The sequence below is a fragment of the Pseudomonas sp. 11/12A genome (assembly GCF_000800055.1).
Taxonomy (GTDB): Bacteria; Pseudomonadota; Gammaproteobacteria; order Pseudomonadales; family Pseudomonadaceae; genus Aquipseudomonas; species Aquipseudomonas mohnii.
Genome location: NZ_JUGV01000001.1, coordinates 4,144,695 through 4,162,485, shown reverse-complemented (window position 1 = coordinate 4,162,485; position 17,791 = coordinate 4,144,695). Strand labels below are relative to the sequence as shown.

The 17,791-nt window shown below is 60.0% G+C and carries 17 protein-coding genes; 5 read left to right on the top strand and 12 right to left on the bottom strand.

All coding sequences use genetic code 11. The annotated features are described in order from the left end of the window. Positions 1-9: 9 nt before the first annotated feature. Genes GQ39_RS19125 through GQ39_RS19110 form a run of 4 tightly spaced genes read right to left on the bottom strand, consistent with a single transcriptional unit; the run spans position 10 to position 4,483 of the window. Positions 10-972, bottom strand: a complete 963-nt coding sequence (locus GQ39_RS19125; RefSeq protein WP_047532557.1) for an ABC transporter permease — start codon at positions 970-972, stop codon at positions 10-12. Further along, on the bottom strand, positions 969-1,949 hold the full coding sequence (locus GQ39_RS19120; RefSeq protein WP_052193619.1) for an ABC transporter permease: 981 nt from the start codon (positions 1,947-1,949) through the stop codon (positions 969-971). The genes GQ39_RS19125 and GQ39_RS19120 overlap by 4 nt, the downstream gene beginning before the upstream one ends. Next, positions 1,946-3,400, bottom strand: coding sequence for a sugar ABC transporter ATP-binding protein (locus GQ39_RS19115; RefSeq protein ID WP_047532555.1), 1,455 nt, complete (start codon positions 3,398-3,400; stop codon positions 1,946-1,948). Before GQ39_RS19115 ends, GQ39_RS19120 begins: the two co-directional genes overlap by 4 nt. A gap of 60 nt (positions 3,401-3,460) precedes the next feature. After that, positions 3,461-4,483, bottom strand: a complete 1,023-nt coding sequence (locus GQ39_RS19110; protein ID WP_047532554.1) for an ABC transporter substrate-binding protein — start codon at positions 4,481-4,483, stop codon at positions 3,461-3,463. Between the two features lie 140 nt (positions 4,484-4,623). Here GQ39_RS19110 and GQ39_RS19105 point away from each other — a divergent pair, with 140 nt between their 5' ends. Both GQ39_RS19105 and GQ39_RS19100 read left to right on the top strand, forming a co-directional pair. Next, positions 4,624-6,012, top strand: coding sequence for a GAF domain-containing sensor histidine kinase (locus GQ39_RS19105; protein WP_236693115.1), 1,389 nt, complete (start codon positions 4,624-4,626; stop codon positions 6,010-6,012). Then, positions 6,012-6,755: a response regulator transcription factor gene (locus GQ39_RS19100; RefSeq protein ID WP_047532553.1), complete on the top strand. Its 744-nt coding sequence runs from the start codon at positions 6,012-6,014 to the stop codon at positions 6,753-6,755. Before GQ39_RS19105 ends, GQ39_RS19100 begins: the two co-directional genes overlap by 1 nt. Positions 6,756-6,966: 211 nt before the next feature. Here GQ39_RS19100 and GQ39_RS19095 read toward each other — a convergent pair whose 3' ends face one another. The 4 genes from GQ39_RS19095 to GQ39_RS19080 are packed head-to-tail and all read right to left on the bottom strand — an operon-like array spanning position 6,967 to position 11,357. Further along, positions 6,967-8,130, bottom strand: coding sequence for a DUF4350 domain-containing protein (locus tag GQ39_RS19095; protein ID WP_047532551.1), 1,164 nt, complete (start codon positions 8,128-8,130; stop codon positions 6,967-6,969). Further along, complete coding sequence (locus tag GQ39_RS19090) at positions 8,127-9,671, bottom strand: DUF4129 domain-containing protein (protein WP_047532549.1); 1,545 nt, start codon at positions 9,669-9,671, stop codon at positions 8,127-8,129. Before GQ39_RS19090 ends, GQ39_RS19095 begins: the two co-directional genes overlap by 4 nt. Further along, positions 9,658-10,635 carry a stage II sporulation protein M gene (locus GQ39_RS19085; RefSeq protein WP_047539021.1) on the bottom strand — a complete coding sequence of 326 codons (978 nt, stop codon included), beginning with the start codon at positions 10,633-10,635 and terminating at the stop codon, positions 9,658-9,660. Before GQ39_RS19085 ends, GQ39_RS19090 begins: the two co-directional genes overlap by 14 nt. Beyond that, the gene (locus GQ39_RS19080) at positions 10,632-11,357 is read right to left on the bottom strand and encodes an RDD family protein (RefSeq protein ID WP_047532547.1); all 726 of its coding nucleotides are present in this window, start codon (positions 11,355-11,357) and stop codon (positions 10,632-10,634) included. Before GQ39_RS19080 ends, GQ39_RS19085 begins: the two co-directional genes overlap by 4 nt. Positions 11,358-11,541: 184 nt before the next feature. Here GQ39_RS19080 and sbcB point away from each other — a divergent pair, with 184 nt between their 5' ends. Continuing rightward, complete coding sequence (gene sbcB / locus GQ39_RS19075; RefSeq protein ID WP_047532545.1) at positions 11,542-12,972, top strand: exodeoxyribonuclease I; 1,431 nt, start codon at positions 11,542-11,544, stop codon at positions 12,970-12,972. A 98-nt stretch (positions 12,973-13,070) separates the two neighbouring features. Here sbcB and mvaT read toward each other — a convergent pair whose 3' ends face one another. Then, on the bottom strand, positions 13,071-13,448 hold the full coding sequence (mvaT, locus tag GQ39_RS19070; RefSeq protein ID WP_007933316.1) for a histone-like nucleoid-structuring protein MvaT: 378 nt from the start codon (positions 13,446-13,448) through the stop codon (positions 13,071-13,073). A 338-nt stretch (positions 13,449-13,786) separates the two neighbouring features. Here mvaT and purU point away from each other — a divergent pair, with 338 nt between their 5' ends. Both purU and GQ39_RS33055 read left to right on the top strand, forming a co-directional pair. Continuing rightward, on the top strand, positions 13,787-14,635 hold the full coding sequence (gene purU / locus GQ39_RS19065) for a formyltetrahydrofolate deformylase (protein WP_020797876.1): 849 nt from the start codon (positions 13,787-13,789) through the stop codon (positions 14,633-14,635). Positions 14,636-14,724: 89 nt separating this feature from the next. Then, a complete protein-coding gene (locus GQ39_RS33055; RefSeq protein WP_167361790.1) occupies positions 14,725-14,901 on the top strand; it encodes a hypothetical protein in 177 nt (58 codons plus the stop codon). On the opposite strand, the gene GQ39_RS19060 is transcribed toward GQ39_RS33055, so the two are convergent. The 3 genes from GQ39_RS19060 to GQ39_RS19050 are packed head-to-tail and all read right to left on the bottom strand — an operon-like array spanning position 14,888 to position 17,770. Then, positions 14,888-15,883 carry a lysylphosphatidylglycerol synthase transmembrane domain-containing protein gene (locus tag GQ39_RS19060; protein ID WP_047532538.1) on the bottom strand — a complete coding sequence of 332 codons (996 nt, stop codon included), beginning with the start codon at positions 15,881-15,883 and terminating at the stop codon, positions 14,888-14,890. The two genes, GQ39_RS33055 and GQ39_RS19060, sit on opposite strands and share 14 nt — an antisense overlap. Beyond that, positions 15,880-16,656: a DUF2334 domain-containing protein gene (locus tag GQ39_RS19055; RefSeq protein WP_047532537.1), complete on the bottom strand. Its 777-nt coding sequence runs from the start codon at positions 16,654-16,656 to the stop codon at positions 15,880-15,882. The genes GQ39_RS19060 and GQ39_RS19055 overlap by 4 nt, the downstream gene beginning before the upstream one ends. Then, complete coding sequence (locus tag GQ39_RS19050) at positions 16,649-17,770, bottom strand: glycosyltransferase family 4 protein (RefSeq protein WP_047532536.1); 1,122 nt, start codon at positions 17,768-17,770, stop codon at positions 16,649-16,651. The genes GQ39_RS19055 and GQ39_RS19050 overlap by 8 nt, the downstream gene beginning before the upstream one ends. Positions 17,771-17,791 lie beyond the last annotated feature (21 nt).

Below are 17,791 nucleotides of genomic sequence, written 5' to 3'. Positions count from 1 at the left end.
ACCCAAGATTCAAGCGGAGCGAGCCGATCTGCGGCCGCTGACGGCGGTAATCACCGCGATGATGATTAACCCTGTGAGGATCATCCGTACCCCGGCGCTGGTGCCGAAGGTGTTGAGCATGCTCACCAGCAAATACAGAAACAGCGATGCGCCCCAGATCCCTGGCACGTTGGAAAAGCCCCCTGCCACCGAGGTGCCGCCGATCACCACCACGGCAATCGAGGCCAACAGGTATTCATCGCCCATGCTCAAGGACGCGCCGCCGGAGAAGCCCGCCAGCAGCAATCCGCACAAGGAGGCCAGCAACGCGCTGAGCACATAGGTGGCAAATCGCACACGCCCGATACGGCCACCCGCCAGTTCGGCGGCTCGCGGGTTCTGGCCGATGGCGATGACCCAACGCCCGTAAAGCGTGCGGTTGAGCACCACCGCCATCAGCACCGCGAGCACGACAACGCTGATCGCCAGGTACGGCACGCCCCACAGGTTGCCGGTGCAGAACTGATAGAAAATTTCCGGCGGTTGCACCCGCACGCTACGGCCGTAAGCGATGGCCATCGACTGCAACAGGAAACTGGCGGACAGGGTGGCGATGATCGGCGGAATGCGCAGCAAGCGAATCAACGCGTAATTGCTACAGCCCACCAACAGACCGCTGCAGAACACGCCCAGCACACCGAGCCAAATCAGCCCCGGATCGCCGTTCATCAACTTCATGCCGATGGCGCCGCTCAAGGCGATATTGGCCGGGATCGACAGGTCGATATTGCCGGGACCGGTTGTGATGACGAACATCTGGCCGATGCCGACGATGACGAAAAACGCCGAGAAACTCAGGGCGCCCGACAGCAGCGAACCAGCGCCCGCTCCACCGGTAAAGGCGATGGTCGCCAGCCAGATCAGCAATGCCGCCAAAAACGACCATAACCAGGGTTTGCGCGTCAGCGTGGACAACGAAGCACGAGGGTTCATAGGGGCCGGGTCTCCAGGCGATTGACGGCGGCACGCAGGGCCAGCACCAGAATCAGGATTGCGCCCTGGGCACCGATCTGCCAGTCAGGGGAAATGCGCATGAATGACAACAACGAGCCGGCCAGCACCAGGGTCAAGGCGCCCAGTACCGCGCCAATCGGTGACACCCGACCGCCGACAAATTCGCCGCCACCGAGGATCACCCCGGCAATCGACAGCAAGGTGTAGCGCAGGGCGATGGTGGCGTCCGCCGAGGTGGTCAGGCCCACCAGGAACAATCCGGCCAACACGCCGAAACTGCCGGCCAGGGCATAGAGCGAGACCTTGATGCGCAGCAGCGACCAACCGGCCTTGGCCACCGCCAGCGGGTTGCCGCCCGCCCCGCGCAACACCACGCCGAGGGGCGAACGCATGAGGAAGGCATGCACCAGCAATGCCAGTACGATGCAGACGATGATTGCGAACGGCAGCCAGGGTGTCTTGATCCGCACCAGGCTTTGCAGCCAGTGTGGCGCGCTGCCGCCGGGCGCGGGTAGCAGCAACACGGCACCGCCCATCCAGATAAACGACATGCCCAACGTCACTACGATCGACGGCAAATTGCGGGTATGGATCAACGCCCCAATCAGCGCGTACACCGCGATACAGGCTAGCAATGCGAGGCAGCCGAGCAGCGGATGCTCGTTGAGCAACGTGGCCGCGACGCAGGCAACGAAACTGATGAAACTGCCCAGGGACAGGTCCAGGTCATTGACCGTGATGATCAGCATCTGCGCGATGGTTGCCAAGGCAATCGGCACCGCGAGGTTGAGCATCAGGTTCATGCCCATGTAGCTTATGGCCCGTGGCTGAATGATGAAAATCGCCACCAGCAGCAACGCCAGCGACAAGCCAGGCAAGGCGCTGCGTAGTAGCCGCGCACGATTGATCTGCGGTTTTTTCAGCGCTTGCGCGCTCAAGGAAAGGGATGGGTTCATGCCAGTTGTTCCTCGAAGGAGCAACGCAAGATCTGCTCCTCGCTCAATTCGTTGCGGGGTAGATCCAACACCACCTGACCGTCGCGAAACACATAGATGTGATCGCAGTAGTCGAGCTCTTCCAGTTCGGTGGTGTACCAGATAAAGGTCCGGCCTTTGGCGGCCTCTTGGGCGATGATCGAATACACCTCGCGTTTGGTGCCCACATCGACGCCGCGCATGGGGTCATCCATCAGGATCAGGTCATTACGCGAGGCCAAGGCTCGGGCGAACAGGGCCTTTTGCTGGTTTCCGCCGGACAATGAAAGAATCGGGTTGTCCATGTCCGGCGTACGAATGCCCATGCGGGCCTGCCATTGCCCGGCCATGGCGCGCTCGGCTTGTGGATCGATCAAGGCGCCGCGCTTGAGGTCCGCCAGGGAACTGATGGTGATGTTTTCGGCAATCGACCACAGCGGGAAAACGCCGTCGGTCTGCCGATCACCGGCCACCAGCGCCGCCCCCTGGCCGCGGGTGATGCGTTGGCGCAACACTTGAATCAGCAGTTGGCTCTGACCATGCCCGGCCAGGCCCGCCAGACCGACGATTTCACCGGTATGGGCCTTGACCGTCTGGCCATCGACCTGGCGCGCCGGCCGCTGTTCGACCACTGCGGCCTTGCCTTCACGACGGGAGACAAACGCCTGCTGCTGTACTGCCTCCTTGGCCGCGCTGCCCATGCATTCCACCAGCGAGACGTGACTGAAATCCCCCGCTGGGCGAATCTCCACGATGCGGCCATCGCGCATCACCGCAATGCGGTCGCAGGTGGCGAGCATCTCACCGAGGATATGGCTGATCAGCACCACGCTGCCACCACCCGCCACGAAGCGCCGGACGAACCCCAGCAACTGCTCGGCCACCCGGGCGTCCAGCGAAGAGGTGGGCTCGTCGAGAATCACCAGTTCCAGGCGCTCATCCACTTGGACAAAAGCACGGGCAATCTCAACCATCTGCCGCTTGCCAATCGGCAGCTCGGCGACGATGTCGTCGGCGGCAATACCATGGCCGGGAAAAATCTCATCAAGGCTGGCGTCGATCAGCGCCTTGGCTTGTCGGCGCCAACCCCAGCCACGAATCGCTGGCGACATCAGCCGCAGGTTCTCGGCAACGCTCAGGTTCGGGCACAAAGACAGTTCCTGAAACACGCAGCGAATGCCGTGCTGGCGGGCCATCTGCACGTTGTAACTGCTGCGCACTTCATGCCTGGCCAGGTGCAACACGCCGCAATCGGCACTCAGGGTACCGGCCAGCACCTGCATCAGGGTGGATTTACCGGCGCCGTTGTGACCGATCAGGCCCAGGCATTCACCCTGGTGAATACTCAGATTGACCTCGCTCAGCGCACGCACCGCGCCGAACGACTTGCCAGTGCCCGTAAAGGTCACCAACGCAGGGTAGGGGAAAGTCATAACAGCCTCCTCGACAATGCCACGCCGCTCAGCCAAACACCGCGACGCGATGTGCGTTGGTTATTGGGCGGATGAGGTTTTCAGGCCCGCGACGTCTTCGATGCTGTAGACCTGACTGACAATCCCGCCCTTCTCAACGCCCTTGAGGGAGGATTCCAGGGTGTCCTGGGTCACGCTGAGCGCTGGCGAGAGCAAGTCGTGGGGCAGTTCTTTGCCATCCAGCAGTTGTTGGGCGACGTAGAACGCCAGGCTGGAAATGCTCGGTGCGCTGGAGATGGAGAAGGACTGGTAACCATTGGCGTCTTTCTGTTTCTTCCACCACGACAGCTCTTCTTCGCGGTTGCCGAACATGATGGTCGGGATCGGTCGCCCCGCCGCGGTAAACGCCTGGGCCACGCCGTAACCATCATCACCCTGGGCCACCACCGCGTCGATTTTCGGCAAGCTGGGCAGCACCCCGGCCACCGCTTTTTGCGCGGCGGTCTGGGACCAGTTGCCATTCACCGAGCCGACCAGTTTGAGCTTGGGATGCTTCTGCGCGCCGGCCACAATTCCGGAGTGAATCAGTTCATCCACAGAGACCCCGGCCAGGCCGCGCACCTCCAGCACGTTGGCACCGTCGGGGTAACGCTCGGCCAGATAGTCCATCTGGGCGATGCCGCTTTGCTTGAAGTCCATGGAGATGCGGTAGGCGCAAGGCTCGGTGACCACGCCGTCAAAGGAAACGACGATGATGCCTGCGTCACACGCCTGCTTCACCGCGCCGTTGAGGGCGGTGGGCGATGCAGCATCAATGACGATGGCGTTGTAACCCTGCAGGATCAGGTTCTGGATTTGCGCCGCTTGTTCCGTGGCTTGGTTCTCACCCGTGGTGAACGAATCGGCACCGGCGATCAACCCGTCCTTGACGGCTTTTTCCGTGGTTTGTTGCCAACTGGCAAGCATGCCCTGACGCCAGGAGTTACCCGCATAGTTGTTGGACAAGGCAATCGTTTTATCGGAGGTATCGGCCAGAGCGGCAAAGCTTGGCAGCAGAATCAGTGCACTGGACAGCAGCGCACAGCGCAATGGTTGGAATTTCATAGTGTGACCCTTGTTATTGTTGTGGGCTTTCGGCAGCAGGAGAACAACTGACCGGTGTTACTACGCATTCGGGGCCAGTCTGCACCCCCTGAGCAGGCGGTGTCTGTGGCTATAGGTGCAGACTTTCGGCGGATACACGCATGATGGGTGCGGGATCCCGCACAAAACCCGCGCGACACCGCAAACCTTCACTCGCCCGCCTGCTTGGCGTGGTGGACACACCGCACACGGCGTATGGTGAGCCGGACAAAATCAGAGCCGAAACCATCGTGCTACGACCACACATTCAGGCCGAAGAAGTGCTCAAACACTTTCTCGGCATCTCCAGGGCCCTGGCTGGCTTGCTGGACTTCCAGTCGATGATCAATGCGGTCTCCGAGCAGATCCGCTTCATCCTGCCCCACGATCACCTCGACGTGAGCCTGTTGCTGCTCAATGCCGAAAACCATCTGCATACTGCCTACGAGGCCGGTGTTCATACCTCATGGAGCGGTTTTGCCAAGCAGCCGTTGCCAGTGTCGCAAAGCCCATTGCGCATTTTGTTGCTGGGGGAAGCGCCATTCATCCTCAGTGATGACGCGATGAATGACCCGCGTTTTCAGTTTCCCGGTGCGTTCAACCGGCCGATTTTCGATGCCCAACTGCGCAGTCGATTGCATGTGCCGTTGCGGGTGCGAAACGAAGTGATCGGCGCCTTGAGCTGCTCCATGCACTCGGCCAATTACTACACCCTGGACGATGTGTACCATGCCCAACACGTCGCCGACCTGCTCGCCTCTTATCTATACGCCCTGCGCCAGACCGACCAGGCCAAGGAACTGGCCATCGCCCAGGCCCAGACCCGCGCCCGGGAAGAAGGCTTGCGCCTCGGGGCCTTGCGCCTGACCGAAGAGCTGGAAAACGAACGCCAGCGCATCGGCATGGACTTGCACGACCAGACCCTGGCCGACATGACCCGCCTGCATCGACGCCTCGCCCGCCTGCAACTGCAAGATAGCCTGAGCGGCGAGACATTGCGTCCCATCAGCCAGGCCTTGCAGGAGAGCATGCAAGAGCTGCGCTCTATCATTGATGCGGTCAAACCCACGGTGCTGCAGCTGTTCGGTTTCGAAGAAGGCCTGGAGGACTTGCTCCTGCGCAGCGTGCGCAATAGCGGGCTGGAAATTGCCACGCACCTGCGCGACAACACCTTCGGCCAAGCCAATCGCCTGGCCGAGCCGCAAAAAATCGCTTTGTTCCGCATCATTCAGGAAGCGGTCAACAATGCGATCAAACACGCTTCGCCGGACTCGATTGCCATCGACATCAGCCGCTCGCGGCGCCATCTGAACCTGACGATCATCGACGATGGCCTGGGCCTTGATTGCAGCAATCGCCTGGATACCGGCGGCATCAAAAACATGCAGATCCGCGCCCAGTTGCTGGGTGCCAAGGTGCAAATCGACCGTGGCGAACAGGGCAAGGGCACACGGGTGTGCATAAGGTTGCCCCTGGACGAATACCACCTGACTAGCGATCCGGAGATTTGATGGACGTTCTGTTAATAGAAGACGATCCGGTGCACCGCGCCTTCCTCAAAGAAGTCATAGAAGCCGCCATGCCCGAATGCTCGCGCCTGCTGGAGGCCGACGACGGCCAGATCGGCGAGCGTCTGGCCCACGAGCATCAAGTGGCGTGTGTGGTGATGGACCTGCAAATGCCCAGGCGAACGGGCGTCGAGGCGGCCAAGACGATCTGGAAGGAGCGTCCCGAGACCTCGATTCTGTTCTGGTCCAACTATGCCGATGAAGCCTATGTACGCGGCATTGCGCGCATCGTTCCGCAAGGGGCGGCCTACGGCTACATCCTCAAGACCGCGTCCGAAGAACGCCTGCGCCTGGCGCTGCGCAGCCTGTTCATCGAGCAGCAATGCGTGATCGACCGCGAGATTCGCGGCGTCCAGCAAAAGGCCCAGGACCAGTCGCTGGGCCTTACCGATGCGGAATACGAAGTGCTGCAAGACATCGCCTTGGGGCTGACCGACCGCACCATCGCCAACCGCCGCAGCCTGTCGTTGCGCAGCGTGCAGAACCGCTTGCAGCAGCTGTACGAAAAGCTTGGTATCTATCAACCGCCCCAAACCGGCGAACGCAGTTCGGCCTTCAACCTCCGGGCCCGCGCGGTGAACATTGCCCTATTGCGCAAACTGCTCAATCGCACCGCTCTGGAACAGGCCGAAGCAGAACTGCAGGAATGGCTAAAGGATCCGTTGCATGACTATTTCAATGTGTAAGTGAGGTGAGGGGAGCACCACACTTCATGATCGTTGCAATGATCCATAGTCGCTGCTCCAGGTACTTCTTCTGCTGCCCTCTGCGCTAATCAGAAACCCAATCACTTTGTCTGCTCTGGCCAGTTAAAGCATTGAATAGACCCTAAAGCACCTGAGCTTCCACGTGTCTGTTTCTATTTGCACGGGAGTCCAGCGCTTTTCAGGTGGCAGATCATAAGGCGTTCCTCAGGGTTTGCAGCTGAGCGACCAGGCGGCTGAATTCGCCACTGGAAAGCCGTTGCTTCGGTCGCGGGCTCATGGCCTGGCTAATAGCGTGTGTGGGTTGGCCGGTCAGGCGTGCGAGCACCTGCCATTGTTCGGTGACGCCGAGTTGTTCATAACCCGGGTGGCGCCGTCGCATACGACGCAGGATGTCCTGCTGCAAGGCTTCCAAAAGACGGCCCTGACCGCTGCGGCGCAGCATGAAATCGGCACTGGCGTGCAAGTGCTCCTGCCATTGGCGACGAGCCTTCGCCGCCGGCTTCAGTAGCGGGCCGTGGCGCACGCCGACGTGCCAGAAACCCAGGCCGATCAGGGCGATCAGGGCAACCAGCGCCTGGGGGAAATAACGCAACAACAAGGTCCACAGGCTGTCGTGATCGGTGTTGAACAGCAGGGTCACGTCCGTGTCCGCAGTCAGGTACCAGAGCAGCCAGGCGTTGTCGTATTGCTCGATAGCGGGGGTTTTCCACAGGTCGGCGTCGGTCACCACAACGATCGAGCCCAGCCCATGGTTGAGCTGCATCATGTGCGTGGCCCTGGCGCTGTTGGCCCAGGACTGGGCGAGATTGTTCGGGTCTTCGAGATGGAACGCGGTGTCGAAGCTGGCGTAGGCCGGCGCGTGTTCGTTTTCCAGATAGAGCTTGGTGAGTGTGGGATAGGGGTCATCGCTGATGACGGGCGGTGGGTCCTTGAGGTCTTTGCTCAAGGATTGGTGCAACTGGACCCGGTCCAGCAACAGATCGTTGCTTTGCCCGGTTTTCTCATCCCACAGCGACTGAGCGACGAACAACAGGCGCCCGCCGGCCCGGGTCCAGCTCATCAGCTGGTCAATTTGCCGGGGTGTCATGTTGTAGCGGTCGCCGAGCAACAGCAGGCTATGGTGACGTGGCTCCAGGCTGGGCAGGACATCGAAGCGGTTGGCATGGCTGACGTTCAGGCCCTGTTTGCGCAGGAAATGTTCGGCGGCCAGGTAGGGATTGGCCTGGGCTTCGGGCGAGGGTCCGTGGTCGATTTCCGCCGGATAGGGTATTGCCTTGAGGTACAGATAAATACTCAGTGCGCCCAGCAACATGGCAATGACTAAGCCAACCATTAGCCAGGCACGCCGGATCAATGGACTGCCTCCGGGCCGAACAAGCTGCGCCAGCCATCGCACAATTGCTGTCGCACATGTGCCGGTGGCGGTCGATGACCGTAGGCCATGTTCTGCCAGTGTCCGGTGAGGTTTCTGCTGTAAGCCGACAGGGCCGGTTGTTGTAATTGTTCGACACGCTCCAGAACTTGACCTTCGGTGTCGGCAGCTTTCAGCGCGATGTTGAAGTCGTGCAGCAAGTGGCTGAGCAGCGCGCGATAGAGCAATCCCAGCGCTTCCCGGGGGTGGGTCTGCCAGAGGTTTTCGGCGCTGGCGGCGATGTCGTGGGGGAGCGTGTCAGGACTCAGGTCCAGGCCGAAAGCCTGCTGCGGTAACGGTCGCGCGGCTTTTTCGCGCGGCCTCGGGCGACGGCTGAAGAAAGCCTGCAACCCGTCACGATAACGCCAGATCAACCCGCCGATGGCCGCCATCACCGTCCCCCACAACACGACTTCGATCAGCGTGGCCAATGCACTGAAGCGCTGGCTGTCAAACAGCTTCAACAGCGCTTTGAGCCACTCGGGAGTGCGGTCGTCGCTCTGGCTTTCGCGGGTCGCTTGCGCCTCGCCAAAGCGATAACGGGTCACGGTTTCTCTGTTCTTGAAGGGCGGCTGCTCGAGGATTGCCTTGATGCTGTCGCGGGACGCCTGGCTGGTCAGTGGTTGTTCCAGCAAACGCGGGCTGTCAGGTGTCATGGCCGACTCGGCTGCCCAGGCGTGCTGCGCGTTCGGCATCGACAGCATTATCGTCAGGAGCAACGCAGCCGATGCACCGTTCAAACGCTTGCGGAGCTGGCGGAATACCCGTTCGATGTCCCAGGCTTCCAGCACGGTGCGCCGGTTCAGGTACAGGCTGAAACCGCAGGCAACGTAGATGGGCTCCCAAACGATCAGCACCAGGACATAGAAGGCATTGGTCAGGTGTTCCAGCCATTGCCAATCCTGAGTGCCGGCAGCAATCAGCGACTGCCAGTTCCAGTCGAGTGCAACCTGTTGTGGCAAGAGCAGGTAGAACAGCACCATCATGCCGATCCACAGCGCTGTTTCCAGATGCGCACCTATTACCGTCAGCCACCGCGCCGCGGCGGCGTCGCGCTGTAACAACACCTGTATGCGCTGCTGTCGCGCCTCTGCGCCCAGGCCTTCGAGCTGCACCACTGGCAATAGAAAACTGCGGCTCAGGCTCAGTCTTCGCCAGGTCAGGCTGGCCAGCAATTGGGGCTGGAGCAGTCGCGGCCATTGGAAAAGTGCCTGTTTCAGTGTGGGCGTTTCACCGAACATGGCTTTGGACAGAATGAACAGCGGCAGGCGTTCGAAGGCCGGTTTCAGCCACCAGAAAAGGAATATCGCGAGAGACGGCGATGTCCAGAAGACAGCGCTGAACAGCACGAAAACCGGCAAGGTGACGATGGCCCAACTGGTCATCAGCAGGCGCCGGTGGCGTTGGCTCAACAACACGCCGAGGTCCATGGCTTCCCAGGTCGGACGCGGACGGATCACCACGCTGGCGTCACTCAGGCGCATGGCGGCTCCGTCCGGCAAACAGCAAATACACCGCCATCAACATCCATAGCGCCGCACCGACCAGGTATTTGATCAGGGGCGAGGGCGCCGTCATCGACGACCAGTAGGCTTCGATAAAAGCCGCAACCAGCAGAAACAGCATGACCCCGCAAATCAGTAACACGCTCTTGCGCGCCGCTACCAGCAAGGCCTCCCCACGGGGCTGGCGCCCAGGTGCAATCAATGCCCAGCCCAGTTGCAGGCCGGCGGCTCCGGCCAGGGCGATGGCCGTCAGTTCGAAGGCACCATGGCCGATCACGAATGACCAGAAGGTTTGCCCAAAGCCAATCCGGGTCAGATGCCCGGCTACCGCACCGATCATCAGGCCGTTGAAAATCAGGAAGAATGCGCTGCCCAGGCCAAACAGCAAACCGCTGGCGAAGGTCTGAAAGGCGATCCCGATGTTGTGCATGATGTAGTAACCGAACATCGCCCAGTCATCACTGGCCGCGCGTTCCGCCAAGCGCCCCAGGTGACCGGCGTCAGGATCGTACATGCTCTGTATCTCACTCACCTGTTCGGCTGGAATCAGGCTGTAGATCAGTTCCGGGTACAGGTACACCAATAGCGCGAAGCCGATCAGACTGCCAAAAAACATCAGGCAGGCAGCCAGCACGAAACGCCATTGCTCGCGCACCAGCCGAGGGAAGTCCGCCAGGATGAAACTCAACACACGGGGGCCGAGTCGGCTGCGGTGGCGATAAAGCTGTTGATGCCCGCGCAGTGCTTGTTGCTGCAACGAGTCGATGAGAAAACTGCTGTAGCCACGCTCCCGTGCCAATGCCAGGTGCTGGCAGAGTCGGCGATAATCGCTTGGGAAGTTTTCGACGCCGACGGCGTTCTTGTCCCCCTCCAGTCTGTCCAGCGTATGGGAAAACTGCTCCCATTCGGCCATGTGCCGATGTTCGAAAAGACTTTGCTTCATGCCGACCCCAACAAACCACGGGCGATGCCGTTGAGCTCGGCCACCGCCTGTGGCGGCCGAATCTGCAGTGGTTGGGCGAGGATGGACGCGAGTTCGTTGACCCTGGCGGCAGAGAGTTCACTCTGGCGCTCGGCGAAGCCGATGATGGCCCTTTGCTCGGTCAGTGTCAGGGGAAATGCAGGGCGGCGGGGTTCGGCGGGCGGCAGCTGCGGCCGGCTCAGTGGTTGTTCGCGGTAGATGACCAGGGTGCCGGCGGCAATGTCACCGAGGCGTTTGAATCCGGGATGTTGCAAGCAACTGATGGCACCGAGGAAGTAACCGAACGGCAACAGGTCGACAAATCGCAACAGGTTACGCAGCAACGATGCCGACCAGCCAATGGGGGTGCCGTCGTCCTGCACCACGCGCAGGCCCATCCACTGTTTGCCCGGTGAACGTCCCTGGTTGAGGACTTCGAACAGCACCATATACCACCAGCTCACCGCGAAGATCAGCAGTGAGCCCAGTCCGGCGCCCAGTTTTCCGAGCATCGCCAAAACAATCAACAGCGAGCCGAGGATCAACCCGCGCAGCATCAGGTCGATGGTGAACGCCAGCGCACGGACCATCAGCCCGGCCGGGCGCAATGGCAAATCGATGCCTTCCGGCGTTTCGACTTGATACCGCGTATCCAGTGGCAGGGACAGCGTTGCTTTCCTTGGCAGTGCTGTAGTCTCGAGCATGGGCTACCTGATGATGTGGCCTGATCGGGATGGACTGTCCTACGGATGCTAGCAGCCTCGCCGGGGAATACGACACAACATGTACTGCACGTTAAACAAACAGAGATGATTCAATGACAAGTTTGCTGGCCGGGGCGGGATATGAACGCCTAGACTTCGCCGATCTTCAGTTCAGGAATAGCCCGTGACCTCCATCTTCTGGTACGACTATGAAACGACGGGCATCAACCCCCGTTGCGATCGCCCACTGCAAATGGCGGGACTGCGTACCGACTTCGATCTCAATGAAATAGACGAGCCGGTCAATCTCTATTGTCAGCCCAGTGACGACATCCTGCCGCATCCGGCGGCCTGCGCGATCACCGGCATAACCCCGGGTCAATTGGCCGAGCACGGCCTGAGTGAAGCTGACTTCATGACCCGGGTGCATGCCCAACTCGCGGCGCCCGGTACTTGCGGTGCGGGTTACAACACCTTGCGTTTCGACGACGAAATGACTCGATACAGCCTCTATCGCAACTTTTTCGACCCGTACGCGCGGGAGTGGCAGGGGGGTAACAGTCGCTGGGATCTGATCGATGTGGTGCGCGCGGCCTATGCCTTGCGCCCCGATGGCATCGTCTGGCCGATGGATGAAGAAGGCCGGGTGACGCTCAAGCTCGAACGTTTGACCGCCGCCAATGGCATCGACCATGGCAACGCCCACGAAGCGCTGTCGGACGTTCGCGCCACCATCGCGCTGGCGCGGCTGATCCGGGAAAAGCAACCGAAGCTGTATGACTGGCTGTTTAATCTGCGCAGTAAGCAAAAGGTGTTGGATCAGATTCGATTGCTGCAGCCGATGGTGCATGTCTCCGGGCGCTTTTCCGCGGCGCGCAATTACGTCGGTGTGGTGTTGCCGCTGGCCTGGCACCCGCGTAACAAGAACGCCTTGATCGTCTGCGATCTGCAGCTGGATCCTCAGGGTCTGCTCGACCTGGACGCCGAGACATTGCGACAGCGGTTGTATACCCGTCGCGAAGATCTGGCCGAAGGTGAGTTGCCGGTTCCACTCAAGCTCATTCACATCAATAAATGCCCGGTGGTGGCGCCGATGTCGGTACTTCGCCCGGAAGATCAGCAGCGGCTGGGGCTGGATATGGCGCTTTATCAGCAGCGTGCACTGCGGCTAAACGATGCGCAAAAAGTTTGGCAGGATAAAGTTTCGGCGATATACGCCCGCGAGGATTTCTCCGCGAGTCAGGACCCGGAACAACAGTTATACGACGGTTTTATCGGTGATCGCGATCGACGCCTGTGCGAACAAGTGCGAATGGCCGATCCGGCACAATTAGCGCAAGCGCAATGGCCGTTCGATGATGAGCGTTTGCCGGAATTATTGTTTCGATATCGCGCACGTAACTTTCCCGATACGTTGAATTTCGACGAGCAAGAACGCTGGCGATTATTCTGTCAGAAACGTTTGTCAGTGCCTGAGTGGGGCGCGCCCAATACCCTGGAAAGTTTCGTACAGACCGCAGCCCAACTGAATGTTACTGCGACACCGTTTCAAAAATCGGTGCTGAATGAATGGCAAGAATATGTCCAGGGGTTGCGTAAACGTTTGAGTCTTTGAAAACGAAAATCCCCGAAGCCTGAACTCCGGGCATAAAAAAACGCCAGCGTATGCTGGCGTTCTTTTTTCGCAGTTCATTTCGCGACAAGCACCGCGGCTTAGCCCAGCAGGGTAGCCCAGCCTTCGACCACGTCACCGCCCCACTTGGCTTTCCACTCTTTCAGAGTCTTGTGGTTGCCACCTTTGGTTTCGATGACTTCGCCGTTGTGCGGGTTTTTGTATTGTTTAACTTTGCGAGCACGCTTGGTGCCGGTAGTTTTTACTGCACCGCCGCGTGGCGCTTTGGTTTTGGATTCTGGATCCAGCAACGCGATGATGTCGCGCAGGGACTTGGAGTATTCGCCCATCAGGGTGCGCAGTTTGCCTTCGAATTCCAGCTCGGTTTGCAGTTTGTCGTCTTGGGACAGGTTCTTCAAACGGGCTTGCAGCTCTTTGATAGCTTCTTCGGTGGCACGATATTCGTTGATCAGGGACATGATGACTACCTTATGCAGGTCATAGGATGGCAGGGAACAGTGCCGCAATAATAGTCAGGGTGTTTCATCAAGTAAACATTAAAGGGAGTTTTATTTAATTTAGTAGCGATGAAATTCGCCGCACAATGGAGGTGCGGTTAAATAGTGCGATACACCGGCGCGGATATTCACAATTGTATGCTTGTAGATGTTTAACTACGTTGCTGTTACCGCCGGCTGCCGACGGCGGCAACGGTCCTGTCGCTGACGCTCGGGCAAGGTGCTGCGTCATCAATACTGCAGTTTTGCTGCGCAATCGTTAGAATGCCCGCCTTTGCGAAGTTCTGGAGTTTCCCCTCATGCGCACTTTTCGGCTGGTGATTTCTTGCCCGGACCGCGTCGGCATCGTTGCCAAAGTCAGTAATTTTCTGGCGTCCCATAATGGCTGGATCACTGAAGCGAGTCATCACTCGGACAATCTCAGTGGCTGGTTCTTCATGCGTCACGAAATTCGTGCCGACTCGCTGCCTTTCGGTATCGAAGCCTTGCGCGAAGCCTTTGCGCCGATTGCCGAAGAATTCTCGATGGACTGGCGCATCACCGATACCGAGCAGAAGAAGCGCGTGGTCCTGATGGCCAGCCGCGAGTCCCATTGCCTGGCCGATTTGCTGCATCGCTGGCACAGCGACGAACTGGACTGTGAAATCGCCTGTGTGATTTCCAACCACGACGACCTGCGCAGCATGGTCGAATGGCACGGCATTCCTTACTACCACGTGCCGGTCAATCCACAGGACAAGGAGCCGGCGTTCGCCGAAGTCTCGCGCCTGGTCAAACAGCACGATGCCGAAGTGGTCGTACTGGCCCGCTACATGCAGATCCTGCCGCCGGAACTGTGCCGCGAATATGCGCACAAGGTCATCAACATTCACCACAGCTTCCTGCCATCGTTCGTCGGTGCCAAGCCTTACCACCAGGCTTCCCTGCGTGGTGTGAAACTGATCGGTGCGACCTGCCACTATGTGACCGAAGAGCTGGACGCCGGGCCGATCATCGAGCAGGACGTGGTGCGCGTCAGCCACAGCGACAGCATCGAAGACATGGTGCGTTTCGGTCGTGACGTCGAGAAAATGGTGCTGGCCCGCGGTCTGCGTTATCACCTGGAAGACCGGGTGCTGGTGCACGGCAATAAAACCGTGGTGTTCTGACCGTCGCCACACGACACGGTTGAAATTCGGAGGGCCTGGGCGTTCAATCGCTTCAGGCCCTTCGCCGTTTCTACACTGAGGATATGTCTATGGCCGATCCACTGGATAAAGCCACTTCCAGGGCACCCGCCACGCTGGGGGAAGGCTGTTTGAGTCGTTATGACCCGGATGACATGAGCCCGGAGGACGGCACGGAGTTTCCCGGCGCGGCCCAATTGTGGGAGCAATTGCAGGAGCCGCCCGAAAAACCGCCTAAGCCTGCTTGAAGTTCATCAGCTTCTTGAGCAAGGGTCGGCCAAGCATCAATAGAAATACCGGGCCACCCACCACCAGATAGAAGTAGTAAGTCACCGCCCGCCAGATCAGGATCGCCGCTGCTGCCGTGGATTTCCCCACCATGGGCGCCAACAGCGCCGCCGACGTCAATTCCGCCGCCCCCGCGCCCCCCGGCAACAGACTGAATTGCCCTGCACTCAATGACAGCATCTGGATCAGAAAACTCCAGGCCCACTGCAAGTCCGCGCCGAGCCCGCGCAGTGCCAGGTACAACACGCTGTAACGCAAGACCCAATGCAGGCAGGTCAGGGCAAACACCGTGATCAATGTCTGAAAGGGCAGCTTCAGGGTGTCGGTAAAGGCTGCAAGGAAATGCAGGAGCTTGCGGGCCCAGCGAACCCGGGTGCTGGCTTTGACATTGAGACGAGCCAGCAATCGGCCGGTCAGGCGAATCAGCCCGCGATGATAGCGAGCCACGACGATGCAACTGATCAATCCGCCGAACATCGAGATCGCGCTGACGGTCAGCAACCATTCCATGCGCTGGCTCAAGTGCTGGAACAAGGCATAAATCAGAATCCCGCTCAGCGCGCAGAGAAAGAATAGCAAGTCACTGAGCTGGTCCATGGCGAACACCGCGCTGCCTCTCGCTGGCCGCACGCCGTTGCGAGCCAGCAGCGCCATGATCGTCAGTGGCCCGCCGCTGCCGCCCGGCGTGGCGCAGTAGGCAAATTCGGCGGCCATCACCACCCCGAGGCTTTTGACCGGGCTCACCTTATCGCGTTGATCTCCCAGCAACAGGCGCAAACGCAGCGTATTGATCAGCCAGCACAACAGGATCATGCCGAACATGATCAACAATTCGCTCAACGGAAAACTCTGCAATCGCGACCAGGTCTCGCTTCCGCCCAATAGCCAAGGGATCAGCACCGCCGCGAGCAGGCCGAGGAACAGCAGAAAGCCGCGACTCATGCGGCACGACCCATGCGCTCGCAGTGTCGTGCCAGCCAGGCTGCCTTGGTCATCGGTACTCGACCCTCGGCGATCAGGCGCTTGAGGGTTTGCAGCCAGTAGCTTCGCGAGAACTCATGGCGCATGTCCACCGGGTGCAGGCCGAGTCGAATAACCGGTGCTTGTCGCCAGCGTTGTTCGCGTTGATCACTGACCAGCTTCGATATTCCCCGGCGCCAGGCACTGCGCGCACTCCAGACCAGTCCCGGGGCATCGATGACGGCAAAATCCGGCAGTCGATAGAGGTGTTGCGGGTCGCTGGTGTAACTCAGCGGCAATTGACCCAGTGCCTGGCGCGTCCCTTCGCTCATCAGCCACGCGGGAGCGACGAAGCCATGCAGTGGCCAACGGTAACGCTGAAACATTTCGATGCCGGCGTGCAGACGGGTGAGGGCCGCTTCCCGGGTCAGGCTGTAGAACTCGCCTTCGTGGGTGTAGACGCGGCGCATGAACCAGTCTCGGGGATTGCTCATCACAGGTCCGTCGTCGCAATGGAAATAACCGTGCAACGCCAGCTCATCACCGCGAGCGAGTCTTCCGCTGAGCAGGCGACGGAATCCCTGATGTGCCTCCAGCTCATAGTGTTTGTGGAAGTTCGGCACCACCAGCCAGGTCATCGGCACGTTGCCCAATGCATCGACGGCTTCGACAAAGGGCTGATAATCGGCCCAGGTGTGTGGTGCGACGTCGTGCAGCACCAACAACAGGCTGGGCGGTGCGATGGGCTCAGCCATTGGCCACCTGCGGCCATTGGCTGCCGAGCACGGCGTGATAGTGACCGAGCAGGCTATTGACCACGGTGTCCCAAGAGTAATGTCGTTCGACATGGCGCCGCGCTTGTTGGCCAAGGGCGGCGCAGCCCTGATTGAACAGTTCGTGCACCGCATTGGCCATCGCTTGCGGATCGTTGGGCGTACAGAGCAAGCCGCATTGACGGGTGACAATTTCCTCAAAGGCCCCGGCCGCCGCGGCCACCACCGGAATTCCGCTGGCCATGGCTTCGAGGATCACCAGGCCAAAGGTCTCCTGATCACCGGCATGCAGCAGCGCATCGGCACTGGCCATCAGGCGGGCGACTTGCGCGGGGGGGCAGAATTCGTCGACGACAGTGACATTATCCGGCACCGCAGCCGGCATCGAAGAGCCCACCAGCAGCAAGTGAAAGCGCCGGCCCAGGCGCTTCATGCACTCAAGCAGCACAGGCAGGTTTTTTTCTTTGGAACCGCGCCCGGCAAAGATCAGCAGATGGGTGTTTTCATCAATGCCCAGTTCGGCTCGCACCCCCGGATCACGGGCGTCGGGGTGGAAGGTCTGCAAGTCGACGCCCAAAGGCTGCACGAAAACGTTCTTCACCCCCAGGCCTGTCAGTTTGTCAGCCATGACCCGACTGGGCGCCAGCACTCGGTCGAAATTGCCGTAGAGCTTCCTGACATAAGCCTCGATGTTGGGGGTGACCCAATTGCCCATCCGGTTGCTGATCAGCAGCGGCAGGTCCGAGTGGTAAAAACCAATGACCGGCACGTCCAGTTGCCGTCGGGCATCCAGGGCGGCCCAGGCGGTGAGGTAAGGGTCGCCAACCTCGATCAGGTCCGGTTGCAAATCGTGCAGGACATTGCGCCAGGGCGCGAGACGGAGAGGGAAACGATAACCCTTGCCGAAGGGCAGGGCGGGCGCTGGAACGGTGTAAATGCCATCACGCTCGCTAAAAGAGGCGCCAGGGATCAACAAACTGTGGCGGATACCCGGCCGGTTGCACAGGCGACGGTGTTTGGCATCCAGATAAGTGCGCACGCCACCGCTGGCGGGGGCGTAGAACATGGTTATGTCAGCGATGTGCACGATCAACATCCCTCCGGTCCGTTGCTCTCC